Source organism: Rossellomorea sp. LjRoot5, assembly GCF_964253455.1.
In the GTDB taxonomy this organism is placed as follows: Bacteria; Bacillota; Bacilli; order Bacillales; family Bacillaceae_B; genus Rossellomorea.
In genome coordinates this window covers 3,996,958-4,014,917 of record NZ_CAXUQN020000001.1, presented here as the reverse complement: position 1 = coordinate 4,014,917, position 17,960 = coordinate 3,996,958, and the positions used below count along the sequence as shown (strand labels likewise).

The 17,960-nt window shown below is 48.3% G+C and carries 15 protein-coding genes; 13 read left to right on the top strand and 2 right to left on the bottom strand.

The annotated features are described in order from the left end of the window. Nucleotides 1-49: 49 nt before the first annotated feature. From ilvB to thrB, 11 genes are all read left to right on the top strand, one after another. Nucleotides 50-1,771: an acetolactate synthase large subunit gene (gene ilvB / locus ACSQ2E_RS20525; RefSeq protein ID WP_435993692.1), complete on the top strand. Its 1,722-nt coding sequence runs from the start codon at nucleotides 50-52 to the stop codon at nucleotides 1,769-1,771. After that, nucleotides 1,768-2,292: an acetolactate synthase small subunit gene (gene ilvN, locus ACSQ2E_RS20520; protein WP_435993690.1), complete on the top strand. Its 525-nt coding sequence runs from the start codon at nucleotides 1,768-1,770 to the stop codon at nucleotides 2,290-2,292. The genes ilvB and ilvN overlap by 4 nt, the downstream gene beginning before the upstream one ends. A gap of 67 nt (nucleotides 2,293-2,359) precedes the next feature. After that, nucleotides 2,360-3,391: a ketol-acid reductoisomerase gene (gene ilvC, locus ACSQ2E_RS20515; protein ID WP_435993688.1), complete on the top strand. Its 1,032-nt coding sequence runs from the start codon at nucleotides 2,360-2,362 to the stop codon at nucleotides 3,389-3,391. After that, nucleotides 3,378-4,928, top strand: a complete 1,551-nt coding sequence (locus ACSQ2E_RS20510) for a 2-isopropylmalate synthase (protein WP_435993686.1) — start codon at nucleotides 3,378-3,380, stop codon at nucleotides 4,926-4,928. The genes ilvC and ACSQ2E_RS20510 overlap by 14 nt, the downstream gene beginning before the upstream one ends. Nucleotides 4,929-4,988: 60 nt before the next feature. Then, on the top strand, nucleotides 4,989-6,101 hold the full coding sequence (leuB, locus tag ACSQ2E_RS20505) for a 3-isopropylmalate dehydrogenase (RefSeq protein WP_435993684.1): 1,113 nt from the start codon (nucleotides 4,989-4,991) through the stop codon (nucleotides 6,099-6,101). Between the two features lie 112 nt (nucleotides 6,102-6,213). Continuing rightward, nucleotides 6,214-7,629 carry a 3-isopropylmalate dehydratase large subunit gene (gene leuC / locus ACSQ2E_RS20500; protein WP_435993682.1) on the top strand — a complete coding sequence of 472 codons (1,416 nt, stop codon included), beginning with the start codon at nucleotides 6,214-6,216 and terminating at the stop codon, nucleotides 7,627-7,629. Between the two features lie 12 nt (nucleotides 7,630-7,641). After that, nucleotides 7,642-8,247: a 3-isopropylmalate dehydratase small subunit gene (gene leuD, locus ACSQ2E_RS20495; protein WP_435993680.1), complete on the top strand. Its 606-nt coding sequence runs from the start codon at nucleotides 7,642-7,644 to the stop codon at nucleotides 8,245-8,247. Then, nucleotides 8,247-9,230 (top strand): threonine ammonia-lyase, encoded by a 984-nt coding sequence (gene ilvA / locus ACSQ2E_RS20490; protein ID WP_435993678.1) that lies wholly within the window; start codon nucleotides 8,247-8,249, stop codon nucleotides 9,228-9,230. The genes leuD and ilvA overlap by 1 nt, the downstream gene beginning before the upstream one ends. A 499-nt stretch (nucleotides 9,231-9,729) precedes the next feature. Continuing rightward, on the top strand, nucleotides 9,730-11,028 hold the full coding sequence (locus tag ACSQ2E_RS20485) for a homoserine dehydrogenase (RefSeq protein WP_435993677.1): 1,299 nt from the start codon (nucleotides 9,730-9,732) through the stop codon (nucleotides 11,026-11,028). Beyond that, nucleotides 11,025-12,086: a threonine synthase gene (thrC, locus tag ACSQ2E_RS20480; protein ID WP_435993676.1), complete on the top strand. Its 1,062-nt coding sequence runs from the start codon at nucleotides 11,025-11,027 to the stop codon at nucleotides 12,084-12,086. The genes ACSQ2E_RS20485 and thrC overlap by 4 nt, the downstream gene beginning before the upstream one ends. Continuing rightward, nucleotides 12,083-13,018 (top strand): homoserine kinase, encoded by a 936-nt coding sequence (gene thrB / locus ACSQ2E_RS20475; protein ID WP_435993674.1) that lies wholly within the window; start codon nucleotides 12,083-12,085, stop codon nucleotides 13,016-13,018. The genes thrC and thrB overlap by 4 nt, the downstream gene beginning before the upstream one ends. Before the next feature lie 26 nt (nucleotides 13,019-13,044). On the opposite strand, the gene ACSQ2E_RS20470 is transcribed toward thrB, so the two are convergent. After that, entirely contained in the window at nucleotides 13,045-13,350 is a 306-nt protein-coding gene (locus tag ACSQ2E_RS20470) for an AbrB/MazE/SpoVT family DNA-binding domain-containing protein (protein WP_435993672.1), read from the bottom strand. A gap of 381 nt (nucleotides 13,351-13,731) precedes the next feature. Between ACSQ2E_RS20470 and ACSQ2E_RS20465 the strand changes: the two genes are divergently transcribed. Both ACSQ2E_RS20465 and ACSQ2E_RS20460 read left to right on the top strand, forming a co-directional pair. After that, nucleotides 13,732-15,030 carry an ATP-binding protein gene (locus ACSQ2E_RS20465; RefSeq protein WP_435993670.1) on the top strand — a complete coding sequence of 433 codons (1,299 nt, stop codon included), beginning with the start codon at nucleotides 13,732-13,734 and terminating at the stop codon, nucleotides 15,028-15,030. 40 nt (nucleotides 15,031-15,070) lie between these two features. Next, entirely contained in the window at nucleotides 15,071-16,204 is a 1,134-nt protein-coding gene (locus tag ACSQ2E_RS20460; RefSeq protein WP_435993668.1) for a DEAD/DEAH box helicase, read from the top strand. A gap of 58 nt (nucleotides 16,205-16,262) precedes the next feature. On the opposite strand, the gene ACSQ2E_RS20455 is transcribed toward ACSQ2E_RS20460, so the two are convergent. After that, nucleotides 16,263-17,870 (bottom strand): amidohydrolase, encoded by a 1,608-nt coding sequence (locus ACSQ2E_RS20455; protein WP_435993666.1) that lies wholly within the window; start codon nucleotides 17,868-17,870, stop codon nucleotides 16,263-16,265. Between the last annotated feature and the right edge of the window lie 90 nt (nucleotides 17,871-17,960).

Here is a 17,960-nt window from a genome sequence, read left to right as displayed (position 1 = left end):
TCGGGCCTGACCAAGCCGCCTGCGCTTTTAAAAAAGGAGGAGATAGGCAATGAGAGCGAAGGTAGAGGCAGAACTGGCTTCACAGACACTGGCGGAATATGTCAACGGTGCTGATATGCTCATGAAGTCTTTGAAGGAGGAAAAGGTTGAGATTCTGTTTGGGTACCCTGGAGGAGCGGTCTTGCCGATTTACGATGCTCTATATAAAGCCCCGATCAAGCACGTGCTCGCCCGTCATGAACAAGGGGCCATCCACGCGGCGGAAGGATACGCAAGGGTCTCGGGAAAACCGGGTGTGGTCATCGCCACTTCGGGACCCGGTGCAACGAATCTCGTGACAGGGATCGCAGATGCCATGATGGACTCACTTCCGCTGGTCGTTTTTACGGGGCAGGTGGCTTCAGGGGTAATCGGAACCGACGCATTCCAGGAAGCGGACGTGGTAGGGATTACGATGCCGATCACAAAGCATAATTACCAGGTACGGGATCTCAAAGATTTACCGAGGATTGTGAAGGAAGCTTTTCACATTGCGTCAACCGGGAGGCCGGGACCGGTACTCGTAGATATTCCGAAAGATTTGACTCTGCAGCAAGCATATCCCGTTCATGAAGTGGAGATGGATCTCCCTGGGTATCAGCCTAATTTCCAACCTAATCCTCTCCAAATCAAAAAACTGGTGGATGCGATCAAGGTGTCGAAGCAGCCCGTCATCTTAGCGGGTGCGGGAGTGCTTCACGGGAAGGCGACCGAGGAATTGAAGACGTTCGCTGAACAATATGACATCCCGGTGATTCACACCTTATTGGGATTAGGGGGATTCCCTGCAGACCATACCCTTTTTCTTGGCATGGCAGGGATGCACGGGTGTTATGCAAGTAATATGGCCATCCACGAATGTGACTTGCTCATTAATATCGGTGCCCGGTTTGATGACCGTTTAACAGGGAATCTTGCTACCTTTGCACCAAAGGCCAAAGTGGTTCATATCGACATCGACCCTGCTGAGATTGGTAAGAACGTAGAAACACAGATCCCGATCGTGGCCGATGCGAAACAGGCCCTTGCCAGACTTCTTCAACATGAGGCCGAGAAGCCCGATTTCGATGCCTGGCATCAGCATCTTAAATCATACAAAAGGGAATATCCTTTCTGGTATAACCAGGCTCATGATGTGTTATCCCCTCAGCGTTTGATTGAGCAGGTGTACGAAATGACGAACGGGGAAGCCGTCGTCACAACGGACGTGGGACAACATCAAATGTGGGCGGCCCAATACTATTCTTTTAAAAAGCCGAATAACTGGGTCACATCCGGAGGACTTGGCACGATGGGATTCGGATTCCCCGCAGCCATCGGGGCACAGCTGGCCAATCCCGACAATACGGTGGTTGCTTTTGTAGGAGATGGGGGCTTCCAGATGACTCTCCAGGAGCTTGTTCTCCTGAAAGAGCTGAACCTCCCTGTGAAAGTGGTCCTTCTCAATAACGGCACACTTGGAATGGTGAGACAGTGGCAGGAAACATTCTTCGAAAAGAGGTACTCCCAATCGGTGTTCTCCACACAACCTGATTTTGTGAAACTGGCTGAATCATATGGGATAAAGGGATATAAGGTTCAAACCCAGGAAGAAGTCGATTCTGTATTAAAAGAAGCCTTAACGAGTGATGAACCCGTACTTATCGATTGCTGGGTGAATCCGAAGGAAAATGTCTACCCGATGGTGGCTCCAGGAAAAGGATTACACGAAATGTTAGGAGTGAAACCATGAGGAAACGGATTGTAACGGCCCTTGTTCATAACCGGAGCGGTGTCTTGAACCGGGTGACCGGATTGTTTACAAAGCGTCAGTTCAACATCGAAAGTATTTCGGTCGGATATACAGAGACGGAAGGAATTTCAAGGATGACCTTTGTCGTCAATGTAGAAGACGATCGCAAAATCGAGCAGCTCCTGAAGCAGCTCCATAAACAGATCGATGTCCTCAAGGTCTCAGACATCACAGATCAAGGAGTGGTCGCCAGGGAGCTCGCACTCATCAAGGTGTTAAGTACAGGGCAGACCAGGTCCGAAATAAATGGGATCGTAGAACCCTTCAGAGCCGCCATCATTGATGTGGCCAGGGACAGCGTAACCGTCCAGGTAACGGGGGAAACCTCCAAGATAGAAGCGATCATTGACCTATTAAGGCCTTATGGGATCAAAGAAATTGCCAGGACAGGGATTACAGCTTTCGCCAGGGGAAACGGTAAATCAGTTACGGAATTAAAACAATATTCGATCGTGAATTAAAAGCTGTATCAGTAAAATTCACGTTCTAAAAAAACTTATTATTCAAAAAATGGAGAGGATGAGGGAAATGGTAAAGGTATATTATAACGGAGATGTGAATGAAGAGGTTTTAAAAGGAAAGAAGGTAGCGGTCGTCGGTTATGGCTCACAAGGTCACGCACATGCTCAAAACCTGAAGGAAAGCGGATTTGATGTTGTAGTGGGATTGAGAAAAGGAAAGTCGTGGGACCAGGCAGAAAAGGACGGCTTTGATGTCTATTCCGTCCGGGAAGCATGTGAGCAGGCGGAAGTCATCATGGTTCTACTTCCGGATGAGCATCAGCCGAAAGTATATGAGGCAGAAATCAAGCCGGGGCTGTCATCAGGCAAAGCACTCGCATTCGCACACGGATTCAATATCCATTTCCATCAAGTCGTCCCTCCGGAAGATGTAGATGTATTCCTGGTAGCACCAAAAGGACCTGGACACCTGGTAAGAAGGACATTTGAAGAAGGAGCAGGAGTGCCTGCACTCTTCGGGGTTTATCAAGACGCTTCAGGTCAGGCCGCGGAACTTGCCCTGGCGTATGCAAAAGGGGTCGGTGCAGGACGTGCAGGAATCTTGGAAACATCCTTCCAGGAAGAAACAGAAACCGATCTATTCGGGGAACAGGCAGTCCTGTGTGGAGGGGTTACATCCCTTGTGAAAGCAGGATTCGAAACGCTAGTCGAAGCAGGTTATCAGAAAGAGGTCGCCTATTTCGAGTGTTTACACGAATTGAAGCTGATCGTTGACCTGATGTATGAACAGGGATTGGAAGGAATGCGCTATTCGATCTCAGACACGGCTCAATGGGGAGATTTCGTTTCAGGTCCAAGGGTCGTGAACGAGGAAACGAAAGCCCGCATGAAGGAAGTACTGACGGATATCCAAACAGGAAAATTTGCGAAGGGATGGATCCTGGAAAATCAGGCGAACCGTCCGGAATTCAACGCCATCAATCAGCGTGAAAGTCAGCACCCGATCGAAGTCGTTGGAAGGGAACTTCGTAAAATGATGCCATTTGTACAGAAACCTTCAACTAAAGAAAAGGAAGTGGTAGCGAGTGCGAACCATTGAGATCTTTGACACGACTCTACGGGACGGAGAACAATCAGCGGGCGTAAATCTTAATACGATTGAAAAGATCGAGGTAGCGAAGCAGCTGGAGAGACTTGGGGTGGACGTCATTGAAGCTGGATTTCCTGCAGCTTCAAAAGGGGATTTCGATGCCGTGCAGCGGATCGGTTCCACCATCAAGAACAGCTCGGTAACAGGACTTGCGCGGGCGCAGCAGCGGGACATCGATGCCGTTTGGGAATCCCTTAAAGGAACGGCGGAACCAAGGCTGCATGTCTTCCTTGCAACGTCGCCTGTTCATATGACACATAAGCTGAAGATGTCACCGGATCAGGTCATCGATACAGCTGTCAGGGCCGTTCAGTACGCGAAGAAATTTTTCCCGGTGGTTCAGTGGTCGGCGGAAGATGCGTGCAGGTCGGATCTGAATTTCCTGGTGAAGATCATGGAGAGGGTGATAGCTGCAGGAGCTTCCGTCATCAATCTTCCTGACACTGTAGGGTATATCACCCCTCATAAATACGGTGAATTGTTTCGATACGTAAGAGAAAATGTCCCGAATATCGACGGGGTAAAGCTATCGGCACACTGCCATGATGATCTGGGTATGGCGACGGCCAATTCCCTTGCAGCCATCGAAAACGGAGCCGATCAAATTGAGGGAACCATCAATGGAATCGGTGAACGTGCCGGGAATGCAGCGTTGGAAGAAGTCGCGGTTGCCCTTCGGATCCGTGAAGATTTTTACGGAGCGACGACCTCACTGAAGCTGGATGAAATCAAGAAAACAAGCTCACTTGTCAGCAAACTGACTGGGATGAGGGTACCTGCCAACAAAGCGGTCGTAGGGGATAATGCCTTCGCCCATGAATCAGGCATCCATCAGGATGGCGTATTGAAAGAGAAAACAACTTACGAAATTATCACACCGGAACTGATTGGAGTGAATTCCAACCGTCTCGTGCTTGGAAAACATTCAGGACGTCACGCGTTCAAGAACAAAGCCGTCGAGCTGGGCTTTGAGTTAACGGATGAGAAGTTGAATGAAGCGTTTCATACATTTAAGGACCTTGCGGATAAGAAGAAGGAAATCGTCGATGAAGATCTCTTCAGCATCTTGACGAATAAACAGACAGAAATGACTGAAGGTGTCGGGTTTACACTGGAAAGAATGCAGGTTCAATACGGCATGGACAATATCCCGACGGCCACGATCGAATTGAAGTTTGAAGACGGAAACGTAACCCGCCTAGCTTCAACGGGATCAGGAAGCGTGGAAGCCATCTACAATACCATTGAAAAAATCCTGCCGGGCAAGTCAAAGCTGTTGGATTACAAAATCAACTCAGTGGGCGGCGGCCGTGATGCCCTCGCCGAAGTGTACGTCCGACTGGAGTATGACGGTGAAAATACAAGCGGACGAGGAACCGCTCAGGATGTATTGGAAGCATCAGCCCGCGCGTATTTAAATGCTGTGAACCGGTCGGCACAGCGATCACACACGAGAGAGAAAGAAGCGGTGCAAGCCAGCTTATAAACAACGGGAGTCGAGGATTTCAAGGCTCCTCATAAACCAAAAAAACAGGAGGTAATTCTAATGAAGAAAAAAATCGCTGTACTACCAGGAGACGGTATCGGTCAAGAGATTATGGACGGGGCATTAGAAGTACTGAAGGCAGTGGGTGATTGGTTCGGTCATGAATTCGAAGTGGAGAAAGGATTCATCGGCGGATCGGCCGTTGATCGCTTCGGTACACCGTTACCTCCTGAAACAATCAAGCTTTGTAAAGAGAGCGATGCCGTTCTATTAGGGGCAGTCGGAGGACCGAAATGGGAGCATTTGCCGAAAGAAATCCGTCCTGAAAAAGGGCTCCTGGCCATCCGGAAAGAGTTCGACCTTTTTGCGAATCTGCGACCTGTGAAGGCATTTGAAAGTTTACTGGGGGCATCCCCGCTCAAACGGGAGATTGTAGAAGAAGTAGATTTGGTGATTGTCAGGGAGCTGACAGGAGGATTGTACTTCGGTCAGCCGTCCGGTCGCCAGGGGAAACGGGATGAAGTGGCCGTCGACACCCTGGTATATGAAAAAAGTGAAATCGAACGGATCGTTCACAAGGCATTCAAGCTGGCTCAGAAGCGCAAGAAAAAGTTAACGTCCGTCGACAAGGCAAACGTTCTGGAAACGAGTCGAATGTGGCGGGAAGTCGTGAATGAAGTGGCGGCTGAATACCCGGATGTAGAAGTCGAACACATGCTTGTGGATGTCGCAGCCATGAAGCTGATGTATCAGCCGAAACAATTCGATGTGCTCGTGACCGAGAACATGTTCGGGGATATCCTGAGCGACGAAGCCTCCATGATCACAGGCTCACTCGGAATGCTTCCTTCCGCCAGTTTAAGAGGGGACTCATTCGGACTTTACGAACCCGTTCACGGATCAGCCCCTGATATCGCCGGAAAAGGAAAAGCCAATCCACTCGCTATGATTCTATCGGTTGCCATGATGCTGCGCCATTCCTTCGGCTTGAAAGAAGAAGCGGAAATGATCGAAATGGGGGTCCAGGAAGTGCTGAATGCAGGCTACCGGACAGGAGACCTGTGGACGATGGGACGCGGAACCGTTGTCGGAACGGGTGCCATGAGTCAGCTGGTCGTAGAGCGTCTGGAAGCGGATCATGCCCTGTCTTCCATCCTGGCAGCGTACTTGTAATAGAGAATTTCATAGTGTTATAACGAGGGTGACCCGAGCTGGAACCAACGAACACTCGCTAACCGAAACAGTCTTCATTGAAATAAAATTTCACCAAACCAGGAGGGAGTTCATGGCAGGGAAAAATATCATCGAAAAGATATGGGAAAAACACATCGTACACAGGGAAAAGGGCAAACCGGATTTATTGTATATCGATCTTCACCTTGTACATGAAGTAACGTCCCCCCAGGCATTCGAGGGGCTGCGCCTGAAAGGTCGCAAGCTGCGGAGACCGGATCTGACTTACGCGACCATGGACCACAACGTTCCGACAAGAGAGCGTCACATTGTCAAAGATGAGACCGCCCGGCTGCAAATGGAGACGTTGAAAAATAACTGTGCAGAATTCGGCGTCACCTTGGCAGACATCCATCATCCCAATCAAGGAATCGTCCACGTCATCGGTCCTGAATTGGGTCTGACCCAACCGGGGAAAACGATTGTATGCGGAGACAGCCATACTTCCACACACGGAGCGTTCGGGGCATTGGCCTTTGGGATCGGGACGAGTGAAGTGGAGCACGTACTGGCGACTCAGACACTTTGGCAATCGAAGCCCCGGACCCTTCAAGTCGAAGTCTCAGGGGAACTCGGATTCGGTGTCACGGCTAAAGACGTGATCCTGAACATCATTTCCACCTATGGAGTGGGTTTCGGCACCGGATATGTCATCGAATTCACGGGAGACGTGATTTGCAATCTGTCCATGGAAGAAAGAATGACCGTCTGTAATATGAGCATTGAAGCAGGTGCGAAAGCCGGATTGATCAGTCCCGACGAAACGACCTTTGACTATTTAGAGGGCAGGGAATACCTTCCTAAAAATAAATCATTCCAACAGTGCAAAGAAGAGTGGCAATCCCTGACAAGCGATCATGACGCCACCTATGATCATAGAATTGAGGTGAAGGGTGAAGAAATCGAACCTCATGTGACATGGGGGACGAACCCGGGGATGGGGTCCGGGATTTCGAGGTCCGTCCCTCACCCGGACGAGTACGGGGACCCTTCTGAAAGGGAAGGGGTAGAGCGGGCGCTTCATTATATGGGGCTTGACGCCGGAATGAGAATCGAGGACATCGAGGTTGATTATGTATTTATCGGTTCTTGTACGAATTCACGCCTGAGTGACTTGAGGGCGGCGGCTGAAGTGGTGAAAGGACACACGGTAAAGCCGGGCGTCACCGCTTTGGTTGTTCCAGGCTCGTTTAAAGTGAAGAAAAAGGCAGAAGAGGAAGGCTTGGATACGATCTTCAAGGAAGCTGGTTTTGAATGGAGGGAAGCGGGCTGCAGCATGTGCCTGGCCATGAATGACGACATCGTTCCACCCGGCAAACGCTGTGCATCGACTTCCAACCGGAACTTTGAAGGCAGGCAGGGAAATGGATCAAGAACCCATTTACTGAGTCCTTCCATGGCAGCAGCGGCTGCCGTGACCGGAAAATTGACTGACGTACGTAAGCTTGAAAAAATGCCGATTTCATAGGAGGTGAAAAGGGTGGCAATCAATCATGTGGAAGCCAGTGTATTTCCTCTCAGGAGAGACAACGTAGACACGGATCAAATCATACCGAAACAATTCTTGAAAAGGATCGAGCGTAAAGGCTTCGGTCAGTTCTTATTTTATCATTGGCGGTTTGAAGACGATGGGAAGTCACTGAGACATGACTTTTTATTGGATACCCCAAAATACCGGGATTCCGAGATTCTTCTCGGCGGAAAGAATTTCGGATGCGGGTCTTCTCGGGAACATGCACCCTGGGCCCTTCAGGACTATGGATTTCAGGTGATCATCGCGAAGAGCTTCGCGGACATTTTTTTAAACAATTGTTTAAAGAATGGGATCCTGCCGATTCAACTGGATGAAAAAACAGTCGATGCTCTTATGAAAAATGAGAGTCAAGTGGATTTATATAAAATCGAAGTGTCCCTTGAGCACCAGACTATCTGTGATTCTGAGGGGCTGCGTGTCTCCTTTGACATTGATCCTTATTGGAAAACGATGCTTCTGAAGGGTCTGGATGAAATCGATTTAACGTTGCATTATGGTGAACATATCGAAGACTACGAAAAAAAATATGAGGTGAGTGACTTGGGAATTTAATGGATAACACTGAAGTGGTAGAAGCAATGGAAAGAATCAGTCATCAGGTGCATCGAACACCGTTAAAGCAATCATCGACGCTGAATGCGTTCACTGGTGGAGATATCTATTTGAAAATGGAGAACCTGCAGCGGACAGGTTCCTTCAAAGTAAGGGGCGCCATGAATAAAATCATGTCATTGTCTGAAGAAGAAGCAGGGAAGGGGATCATTGCCGCGTCGGCAGGAAATCATGCCCAGGGAGTGGCACTGGCTGCTTCTAAGCGCGGAGTCCCTTCGAAGATCTTCATGCCAAAGCGGACGCCTTCTACTAAAGTTGCGGCAACGAAACATTACGGAGCTGAAATCGTTTTGACAGGAGATACCTATCAGGAAGCCTACGGGGCAGCACTTGAGGAGAAAATCAAAAAAGGCTCGACGTATGTTCATGCATTTGATGATCATAAAGTGATGGCTGGACAAGGGACAGTCGCACTGGAAATGCTTCAACAGCTCAGTGATTTAGACATGATTCTCGTCCCCGTCGGTGGAGGGGGTCTCCTGGCAGGGATGGCACTGGCCGTGAAAGCCTTTAATCCCCGCATACAAATTGTTGGCGTGCAGGCTCTTGGAGCACCGGCCACGTATAACTTTTTCACGGGAAGCAATAAAGGATCCCTTGAGCATGTTCATACCATTGCAGACGGGATTCTTGTGAAGAAACCTGGGGAGCTTACGTTTCCGATCATCCGGAAATATGTGGACGACATGGTCACCGTGACGGATGAAGAAATCTCCTATAGCATCATGTTCATGCTTCAACGGGAGAAAACTCTGGTCGAAGGAGCGGGTGCCGCATCCTTGGCGGCAGCCATGTGTCAAAAAGTCAAGGTGCAGGGTAAGAAGGTGGGCTGCGTCATCAGTGGCGGGAACGCCGATCCGAGTAAAATCCCTGTTTATCGTGACTTGTCCAAAATGGCCAGACAGGTGCATCATATTGTGTAAAGATGGGACGGCTCTTAACTGCGTGAGTAGTTGGGGGCGGTCCTCTGTTTTTAGCCATTTGTTATGGGATTTGCTTAGTTTTCCTATAAATGGTAAAAGACGCAATTACTATGTTAAATGACGCAATTATCGAGAAAATGACGCAATAAACTTTATAATGACGCGATTCCTCACTAAAATGACGCAATTATCTACACGTCGGGATAGGGAGCTCCGCAACAACCGGAGGAAGTGCCGCCATAACAGATAAAAGCACCACAACAATCCGAAAAAAAGATCAAAAAATCAGAGGTGATCCTAGAAAAAGTACAAATCCAGCATAAATCATTCGTGGAGATAACTAGAATGATCCAGAACCATCACAATCAATAAATATTGTAAGCTCTTACATTCTGAAAATACGCAAAAACCTATTGTAATAGGTAATTTTTTCAATTATAATGTCCACTATGTAAATACAAATGTACACACGAAATAAACAAATGGAGGTTTTCGGTTTATGGAATCAATTTCAATCGGACTTTTAGGACTCGGAACGGTGGGAGCCGGAGTGGTGAAGATCGTAGGGAATCATCAGGATAAATTGTCTCATCAGATCGGCTGCCCGGTGACGGTGAAAAAAGCCCTCGTTCAGGATTTAGAAAAAGACAGAGGACTGGAGATCGAAAACAGCATATTGACCTTAAATCCTGAGGAAGTCCTGTTTGACCCTGAAATTGATATTGTGGTCGAGGTCATGGGTGGAATCGAAGCAACGAAGGAGCATCTCCTTCATGCTTTAAACGAGGGTAAACATGTCGTCACGGCAAACAAAGATCTCATGGCCCTCCATGGACCTGAATTATTAAAAGCTGCCTCAGAAAATGGCTGTGACTTATTCTACGAAGCAAGCGTTGCAGGAGGCATACCGATTTTAAGAAGTCTGGTAGACGGACTTGCCTCAGATCGCATCACGAAAATGATGGGGATCGTCAACGGGACAACGAACTTCATTCTGACAAAGATGACGAAAGAGGGACGGACCTTCGATGATGTCCTAAAGGAAGCGCAGGACCTCGGCTATGCAGAAGCGGATCCGACGGCAGATGTCGGTGGATTGGATGCAGCGAGGAAGATGGCGATCCTGTCCACCCTGGGATTTTCCATGAATGTGGACCTGGCGGATGTGAAGGTGAAAGGCATCACGGAAGTAACGGGTGAGGACATCCAATATGCGGGGCAGTTCGGCTACACGATGAAACTCATCGGTTATGCCCACCGGGAAGGGGAGAAGGTCGAGGTAAGCGTGGAGCCGACCCTGCTGCAAAATGAGCACCCCCTCGCGTCTGTACATGATGAATATAACGCCGTGTACGTGTACGGCGAAGCGGTGGGAGAAACGATGTTTTACGGTCCCGGTGCAGGGAGTCTTCCTACAGCGACTGCTGTCGTATCCGATATGGTGGGAATCATGAAGAATATGAGACTGGGGGTGAATGGGAAGAGTGCCGTGAACCCGCAGTTCCCGAAGAAACTGAAAGAACCTGATGAAATCTATTCGAAATATTTCCTGCGGCTTCATGTACAGGACGAAGTGGGCGTATTAGCCAAACTGACCTCCATCTTCTCAAGTCACGGTGTCAGTTTCGAGAAAATACTTCAGAATCCCCTGGACAGTGATGAGTTTGCTGAAATCGTACTGGTGACTCATAAGGCATCTCTTGAACATTACGAAGATATTCTGATGGAGCTGAAGGATTATGAAGCGGTTCATTCGATTGAAAGCTCATACCGCGTAGAAGGAGGAGAAAAAGGATGAGATGGAAAGGACTACTGGAACAGTATGGAAAACATCTTCCATTAAATGCAGATACTCCCCTTTTAAGCTTGAATGAAGGAAACACTCCATTGATCGAGCTGAAGTCGTTGTCCGAGGAATGGGGCATCGAGCTTTATGCAAAGGTGGAGGGGGCGAACCCGACAGGTTCCTTTAAGGACCGGGGAATGGTCCTTGCCGTAGCGAAAGCGGTGGAGTCCGGCAGTCGGACGGTCATTTGCGCTTCGACAGGCAATACTTCTGCATCAGCTGCAGCTTATGCGGCAAGGGCGGGAATCAAATGCATCGTCGTCATTCCGGAAGGGAAAATCGCTCAAGGGAAATTGGCTCAAGCCGTCATGTACGGGGCCGAGATCATTTCAATCGAAGGGAATTTCGATGAAGCTCTGGAGATTGTCCGGGAGTTGAGTAAAACGGAATCCGTCACACTTGTGAATTCTGTGAATCCGTATCGGCTGGAAGGACAGAAAACGGCGGCTTTCGAAGTGATAGAAGGATTAGGGGAAGCCCCTGATGTGCTTGCGATACCTGTCGGGAATGCAGGGAATATTTCAGCATACTGGAAAGGATTCAAGGAATATTCAGAACGCAGCGCTTCATCGCTTCCCCGCATGTTCGGCTTTGAGGCATCGGGGGCAGCGGCTCTCGTCCACGACCGCGTGTTTCCCCAGCCCGAAACGATTGCCACTGCCATCCGTATCGGGAACCCGGCGAGCTGGACATTGGCAGTCGATGCGCTGAAGGAATCAAACGGACATATAGATGAAGTGACGGATGAAGAAATCCTGGAAGCCTATCAGCTGATGGCAAGGAAAGAAGGGATCTTCGCAGAACCGGCTTCATGCGCTTCCATCGCAGGGATTAAGAAGTCATTGGAAAAAGGGCTGCTTGAACAAGGCTCGAAGGTAGTAGCGGTATTGACGGGGAATGGCTTGAAAGATCCGGTTACAGCCATGGAGTGCAGCCCGGTTACGCCTGTTAAGCTGCCAAACGATCGTGAAATGGTGAAGGACTATATTAAGGGAACGATCGGGGTATGAAGGGCCGGGAACCGCGCTCGTGGAAAATCATCGTCCCGGGAAGCACAGCTAATCTAGGAGCCGGGTTTGACTCACTAGGTTTGGCTTTGGATGTTTTTTTAACGGTGGAGACTTATGAAGCAGACGATTGGCAGGTGATTCCTCTGTCAGCGGCCCTGGAGGTATTCCCTGCAGATGAGTCGCATTTCATTGTAGAAGTCGTCAAGGAAGTGGCAGCTGAATATGGGAGGAAGCCTGCTCCGTGTCATTTGTACGTATCAAGTGATATCCCTTTGACGAGGGGGCTGGGGTCCAGTGCAGCGGCCGTCGTTGCAGGGGTCGAGCTCGCCAATGCATTATGCGACCTCAACTTGACTCAGGAAAAGAAGCTGGTTCTGGCAAATCGTTTCGAAGGTCATCCCGATAACGTCGGGGCGTCGCTTTACGGAGGGTTTGTCGTCAGCTGTCAGCACGAGAAGGGTGTCAACTTGATAACGGTGCCTGACCTTCCGATTGATGTGGTATGTGTCATCCCGAAAGCAGAGCTGAAAACATCGGATTCGAGAAATGTCCTTCCGTCCACTCTATCGTTTTCAGAATCAGTTGGGGCCGGAGCGATATCGAATGTATTAGTGGCGGCGTTCCTGACCGGTGATTGGGAAATGGTCGGGAAGATGATGAAGCGGGATCGGTATCACCAGCCTCACCGGAGAAAGCTTCTTCCCCATTACGATGCTGTTGAAAAGGTGGCGGATCGATTCGGTGCTTTCGGCGTCGCTTTAAGCGGGGCCGGCCCAACGGTTGCCTGCTTTGTGGAACGGGAAGCAAGTGAATGGCTCTTCCGCCAGCTCGAACAATCATTCCCGACCATGGACGTCCGCAAACTATCCATCTCCCAAACGGGCAGCAGCATCATCACCCAACAACCAAAGGTCCGTCCCTCATCGCTTTAAAGCGGAGAGGGACGGACCTCATTTTATTATTTCTCCGTTGTGATCATAAAACAGTTGTCTTTTTCGTTGACGTGCATGCAGTAGGAGGATGGATACGTCATGCCCATTTCTTTCCGGAGTTCCTTTGGGATGTGGACTGTTCCTTTTTCTGAGATGTAGCGTTTGTTATGGGTGGAGTCCCGCGTGGCCTGCTTAATATAGAGGCAATTATTTTGATAGACGAGCTCTGCAAGTTTTCCCGGCAGCAGTCCAAACTTCTCCCTCCACTTATGGGGAAGAGTGATTGTACCGCTTTTACTGAAAGGTTTGCTCTCATACATCATACTTAACATTCGCATCACCTGCCTTCACTATCATATTGTTCTCTTTTTACCTTCCCTGAGAAAAATAAACACCAATTTGAAAAATTAGGAAAAATGGCGGGGGTTCTTGGACGGAATAGGGAGGATAGAAGGATGAAAAGGAGATTGTCAGCAGTGTGATAGGGTGGAGGGGGCTTATAGAAGGAAAGAATCCTGTGAAATCCGTTGGTCCATCTTATTATTTACTCTCTTCATACAGGTTCCCTATGTTATTATTATGTGTGTTGTGAAAGTAAATGAAACGGATGAAGATACTCTCATATTTCAGTCTTATGAGTATTTTTGATAAATGAGTAAGAACTGAGAAATCATAGGGGAAAAGACTATTGGAATTTAGGTGAACTTCACATCATGAAACAAGCTAAAGATATTGCCTTAAAAATATCCGTCACCTATGTATTATTAGGCGCATTATGGATTGTGTTTTCAGATTATGTTTCCATGATCATTGCACATGAAAAGCTTAGTATGTATATTTATTTTCAGCGCTATAAGGGCTGGCTATTTACGTTTGTAACAGGTATCATCATATTTTTCCTGATATACCGCCGGACCAATGAGCTGATTGTCTCCAACGATAAACTTTCAAAAAAAGAGAAGCAGCTGCAAATAAGGAATCAGCATTACCATTCGTTGTTCGAACAAAACCCCGATGCCGTCTTAGAGCTGAGTTTAGATGGGCATGTGGTATCTGTAAACGCAGAAGCCGAGGGATTGCTTGAATTCACCCATGAAGAGTTAAAGGAAGTGAAATTCAGCAAGTTCCTGGATGAAGAAGAAATGAAGCGGGTGACAGGCTATTTTTTCGCTACGTTCAAAGGCATCGCATCTACCTTTGAAACCAAGATCCATATCGGCGATAATAAAGGAAAGATCCTCAGGTGCTCCCTTGTTCCGATTCTCATTAATCGAGAGGTGACAGGAATGTTCGCAATCGCAAGGGATATCACATTGAATCGGGAAAACGAAGAAATGGTCGTCGCATCGGAGAAACTTTCCGTCATTGGTCAGTTAGCTGCTGCCGTTGCCCATGAAATTCGAAACCCGCTCACATCTCTCAAGGGATTTATCCAACTTATGCAAACGACCAATACCATCAACCACGATCATTTGGATATAATGCTCTCTGAAGTGGATCGAATTGATTTGATTTCAGGTGAGATGCTGATTCTTGGAAAACAACAAGAAACCCACTTCCGTCATGAAAGACTCGATGAGATTCTTCAGCAGGTCCTTGTCCTGATGGAAGCACAGGCTAACCTTGATAATGTGTCCATTACATATGAGAACCTGTCTGCAAAACCTTTGTATGTGTTAGGCGAGTCAAATCAGCTTAAACAGGTTTTCATCAATATCATTAAAAATGCCGTGGAAGCCATCCCCCCATCCAGGGATGGGAAGGTCTCGATCACTTTGGAAGAGCAGGGCAAAAACGCACAGGTAATCGTGAAGGATAATGGAGTCGGCATGGAGCCAGGAAGAATCGAACATCTGGGAGAACCGTTTTACTCGACGAAAGAAAAAGGTACGGGCCTCGGACTTGCCGTATGCAAAAAAATCATCCAGCGCCATAAAGGACATATACATTTTCAAAGTGAAAAAGAAAAAGGAACGGCAGTTGAAATCAGTTTACCCACCTGCGGAAGATGAGAATCCTTCTGCCTTTGCCGATTAAGAAAGGACGAAACGAATGAATTCAATCTCAAGCATCATCCATTCACCATTACTACAGAAAAACTGGGAAGAATCCGGGTTTACTGCATTCACTCCCGTACAGGAAAAAGTCGTACCCCTTATCATGGAGGGGAAAGATGTCGTATGTGAATCACCAACGGGGACGGGGAAAACCCTGGCATATTTACTGCCGATCATCCAGACAATCGATCCATCAAGAAAACAGGCACAGGCTGTCATTCTTGCACCTTCAAGAGAGCTGGTCATGCAGATCCACCAGGAAATTCAGAAATGGGCCAAGGGCACGGACATAACGAGTGCTGCGTTCATCGGTGGGGCGAACGTCAAGAAACAAGTCGAAAAGCTGAAGAAAAAGCCGCTTATCGTAGTCGGCACAACAGGTCGCCTGATCGAACTGATGAAAATGAAAAAACTGAAGATGCATGAAGTGAAAACCATCGTCGTCGATGAATTTGACTTAATGATTTCTTCAGAACATATCCGGGAAGTAAAGGATATCATCAAATCGACCTTGAAAGAGCGTCAGGTGCTTTTCTTCTCTGCAACTTTATCAGATGAAACGGAACAAGTAGCAGAATCTCTCTTACAGAACCATGAAATTGTCAAAATGGAAGCCAACCTCGACAATCCAAAAGTCGACCATGTCTTTGTTTATAGTGAGATGCGGGACAAAATGGAAGCCCTCAGAAGCATCTCTTACTTCAAAGGAATCAAGGCTCTTGTATTCTTCAATCAATTAGAGAAACTCTCTGAAATGGAAGAGAAGCTTAAATACAAGGGAGTCGAGCTTGAAGTACTCGCAGGAGACTCGAACAAAATGGAGCGTAAGCAATCCCTTGACCGTTTCCGCTCCGGGAAGGTGTCCATGCTTCTGACAACGGATGTGGCTGCACGCGGACTCGATATCACGGATGTCACACACGTAATCCATTTCGATTTCCCGAGTGACACGAAGCAGTACATCCACCGTTCAGGAAGAACCGGACGTATGGGTGCAGAAGGTACCGTCATCTGCCTCGTATCCAAGCGTGAACTGAGCTTCCTTGAAAAACTGAGCAACGAACTCAACCTCCCATTCAAGGAAAAAACCATCCGCGGTGGCGGACTGCAACAACCGGAAACCAAATAAAAATAGAGGTCCGTCCCCGGATGTGAGGGACGGACCTCTATTTATTTTTAAGCTGCCGCTATTTTTCATACACAATCTTGCCGTCCATCAGAGTCATCCATCCACTCGTCTCAAGGAGTTCCTCCGTATCAACTTCGAAAGGATTCCGGTCTAAAACGGCTAAATCAGCTTTCTTCCCGACTTCGATCGTTCCTAAATCATGTTCCCTGAAGTTTCCGTAAGCAGGGATTTTCGTGTAATGGATCAGGGCATGGGCCAACGAAATTTTCTCTTGAGGATTCCATCCGCCCTGAGGAGAACCGTCTTCGTGCTTCCGTGTGACGGCCCTGTACAGGCCGAGCATCGGATTCAAGTCTACAATCGGAAAGTCCGTTCCGAATGCAATGGCTGCGTCATGCTTCTCCAATGAACCGATCGGCCATGTATAGCGTGCCCGCTCCATACCGAGTCTGTCCAGATACGCATGGGAATCCATCGAACCCGACGTGAGATGCTCCGGCTGGATGGATGCAATGACTCCGAGCTCCCTGAATCGCTCGAAATCTTGTGGGTCGCATACTTCAATATGTTCAATAGTATGCCTTGAGTCCCTTGTACCATTGACCTTCCTCGCGTTCTCATAGACATCCAGGCCCAAACGGACAGCGGCGTCCCCGCAAGCGTGCAGGCGAATCCTGAACCCTTCCCGGTCAGCCTCCTCGATCCATTTTTGATATACATGTGGTTCATAAATGGTCCCGCCAATTTCTGCCGGCCGGTCCGTGTATGGCTGAAGCAAATAGCCTGTATACGTCAGGGGGACACCATCGAGGAACTGCTTCAAACCTGAAAACTGAAGCTTATCCGATTGATACTTCTCCCTGAATTGAATACCACGCCTGAGATCACCATCCAGCACGTCCAGGAAGTGAATGCGTGTCGTCAGTTCCCCTTTTTCTTCAAATTCCCTATAAAATCCGGGATCTCCCAATGTATAACCGGGAAGAGGCAGCATGTCAGCAACGGAAGTGATCCCGTAGGATGCTGTCTTCTTCAGCATTCCGTTCATCAATCTGTCCTTTATTTTCTTTTCAAATGTAAAAGCTTCCGCTACATACTGTACTGCTGTCTCATATAAAAATCCGGTTGGATCACCGTTTGCATCTTTTTCAATTTTACCGAAAGGAGGTTCGGGAGTATCCCGGTGGATCCCCAATTTTTCGAGGGCAGCCGTATTCAGCCATGCGCTATGTGCTTCTTCATTGAGCAGAACGACGGGACGGTAAGGCAGGTATCGATCCAGTGAGTGGCGAGTGGGAATGGTCTGGTCCGGCCAGCGGACATGATGCCATCCAAATCCAAGTACCCACTCCTCATCGGGATGTTCCCGGGCATAATCAGCCACCATTCTCGCCGTCATATCCTCTGTGGTCCCAAAAGTCAGTTGACAAAACCCCTCAAACATCGCTCCTAAAAACCAATGAAGATGAAAGTCATGGAACCCTGCCGTCACCAGGCGGTTTCCGGCATCCCTCACGTCCGTAGAGGGTCCTATGAAACTCTCCATCTCCGAACGGGGACCGACCCCAATGATCACATCATCCTTTACTGCCACGAAGCCGTCGATGGGAGAAGTTGCATTCCCGGTGAATAGGGCAGTGCTTACCAGTATTTTATGGGCCTTCATCGTCATCCCCATCCTTTTTCATCTGTTACATCGATTGTAACCAGATGAAGGAAAGAACACAAACGGTGAATGAATAAAAACTTTACCTGA

Excerpts from the sequence above, each read along its gene's own strand:
- thrB (WP_435993674.1), top strand. The coding sequence starts at position 12,083 with ATGAAGGGCCGGGAACCGCGCTCGTGGAAAATCATCGTCCCGGGAAGC.
- thrC (WP_435993676.1), top strand. The coding sequence starts at position 11,025 with ATGAGATGGAAAGGACTACTGGAACAGTATGGAAAACATCTTCCATTA.
- leuB (WP_435993684.1), top strand. The coding sequence starts at position 4,989 with ATGAAGAAAAAAATCGCTGTACTACCAGGAGACGGTATCGGTCAAGAG.
- ACSQ2E_RS20470 (WP_435993672.1), bottom strand. The coding sequence starts at position 13,350 with ATGTTAAGTATGATGTATGAGAGCAAACCTTTCAGTAAAAGCGGTACA.
- leuC (WP_435993682.1), top strand. The coding sequence starts at position 6,214 with ATGGCAGGGAAAAATATCATCGAAAAGATATGGGAAAAACACATCGTA.
- ilvB (WP_435993692.1), top strand. The coding sequence starts at position 50 with ATGAGAGCGAAGGTAGAGGCAGAACTGGCTTCACAGACACTGGCGGAA.
- ACSQ2E_RS20460 (WP_435993668.1), top strand. The coding sequence starts at position 15,071 with ATGAATTCAATCTCAAGCATCATCCATTCACCATTACTACAGAAAAAC.
- ilvC (WP_435993688.1), top strand. The coding sequence starts at position 2,360 with ATGGTAAAGGTATATTATAACGGAGATGTGAATGAAGAGGTTTTAAAA.
- ACSQ2E_RS20485 (WP_435993677.1), top strand. The coding sequence starts at position 9,730 with ATGGAATCAATTTCAATCGGACTTTTAGGACTCGGAACGGTGGGAGCC.
- ACSQ2E_RS20455 (WP_435993666.1), bottom strand. The coding sequence starts at position 17,870 with ATGAAGGCCCATAAAATACTGGTAAGCACTGCCCTATTCACCGGGAAT.
- ilvA (WP_435993678.1), top strand. The coding sequence starts at position 8,247 with ATGGATAACACTGAAGTGGTAGAAGCAATGGAAAGAATCAGTCATCAG.
- ACSQ2E_RS20465 (WP_435993670.1), top strand. The coding sequence starts at position 13,732 with ATGAAACAAGCTAAAGATATTGCCTTAAAAATATCCGTCACCTATGTA.
- ilvN (WP_435993690.1), top strand. The coding sequence starts at position 1,768 with ATGAGGAAACGGATTGTAACGGCCCTTGTTCATAACCGGAGCGGTGTC.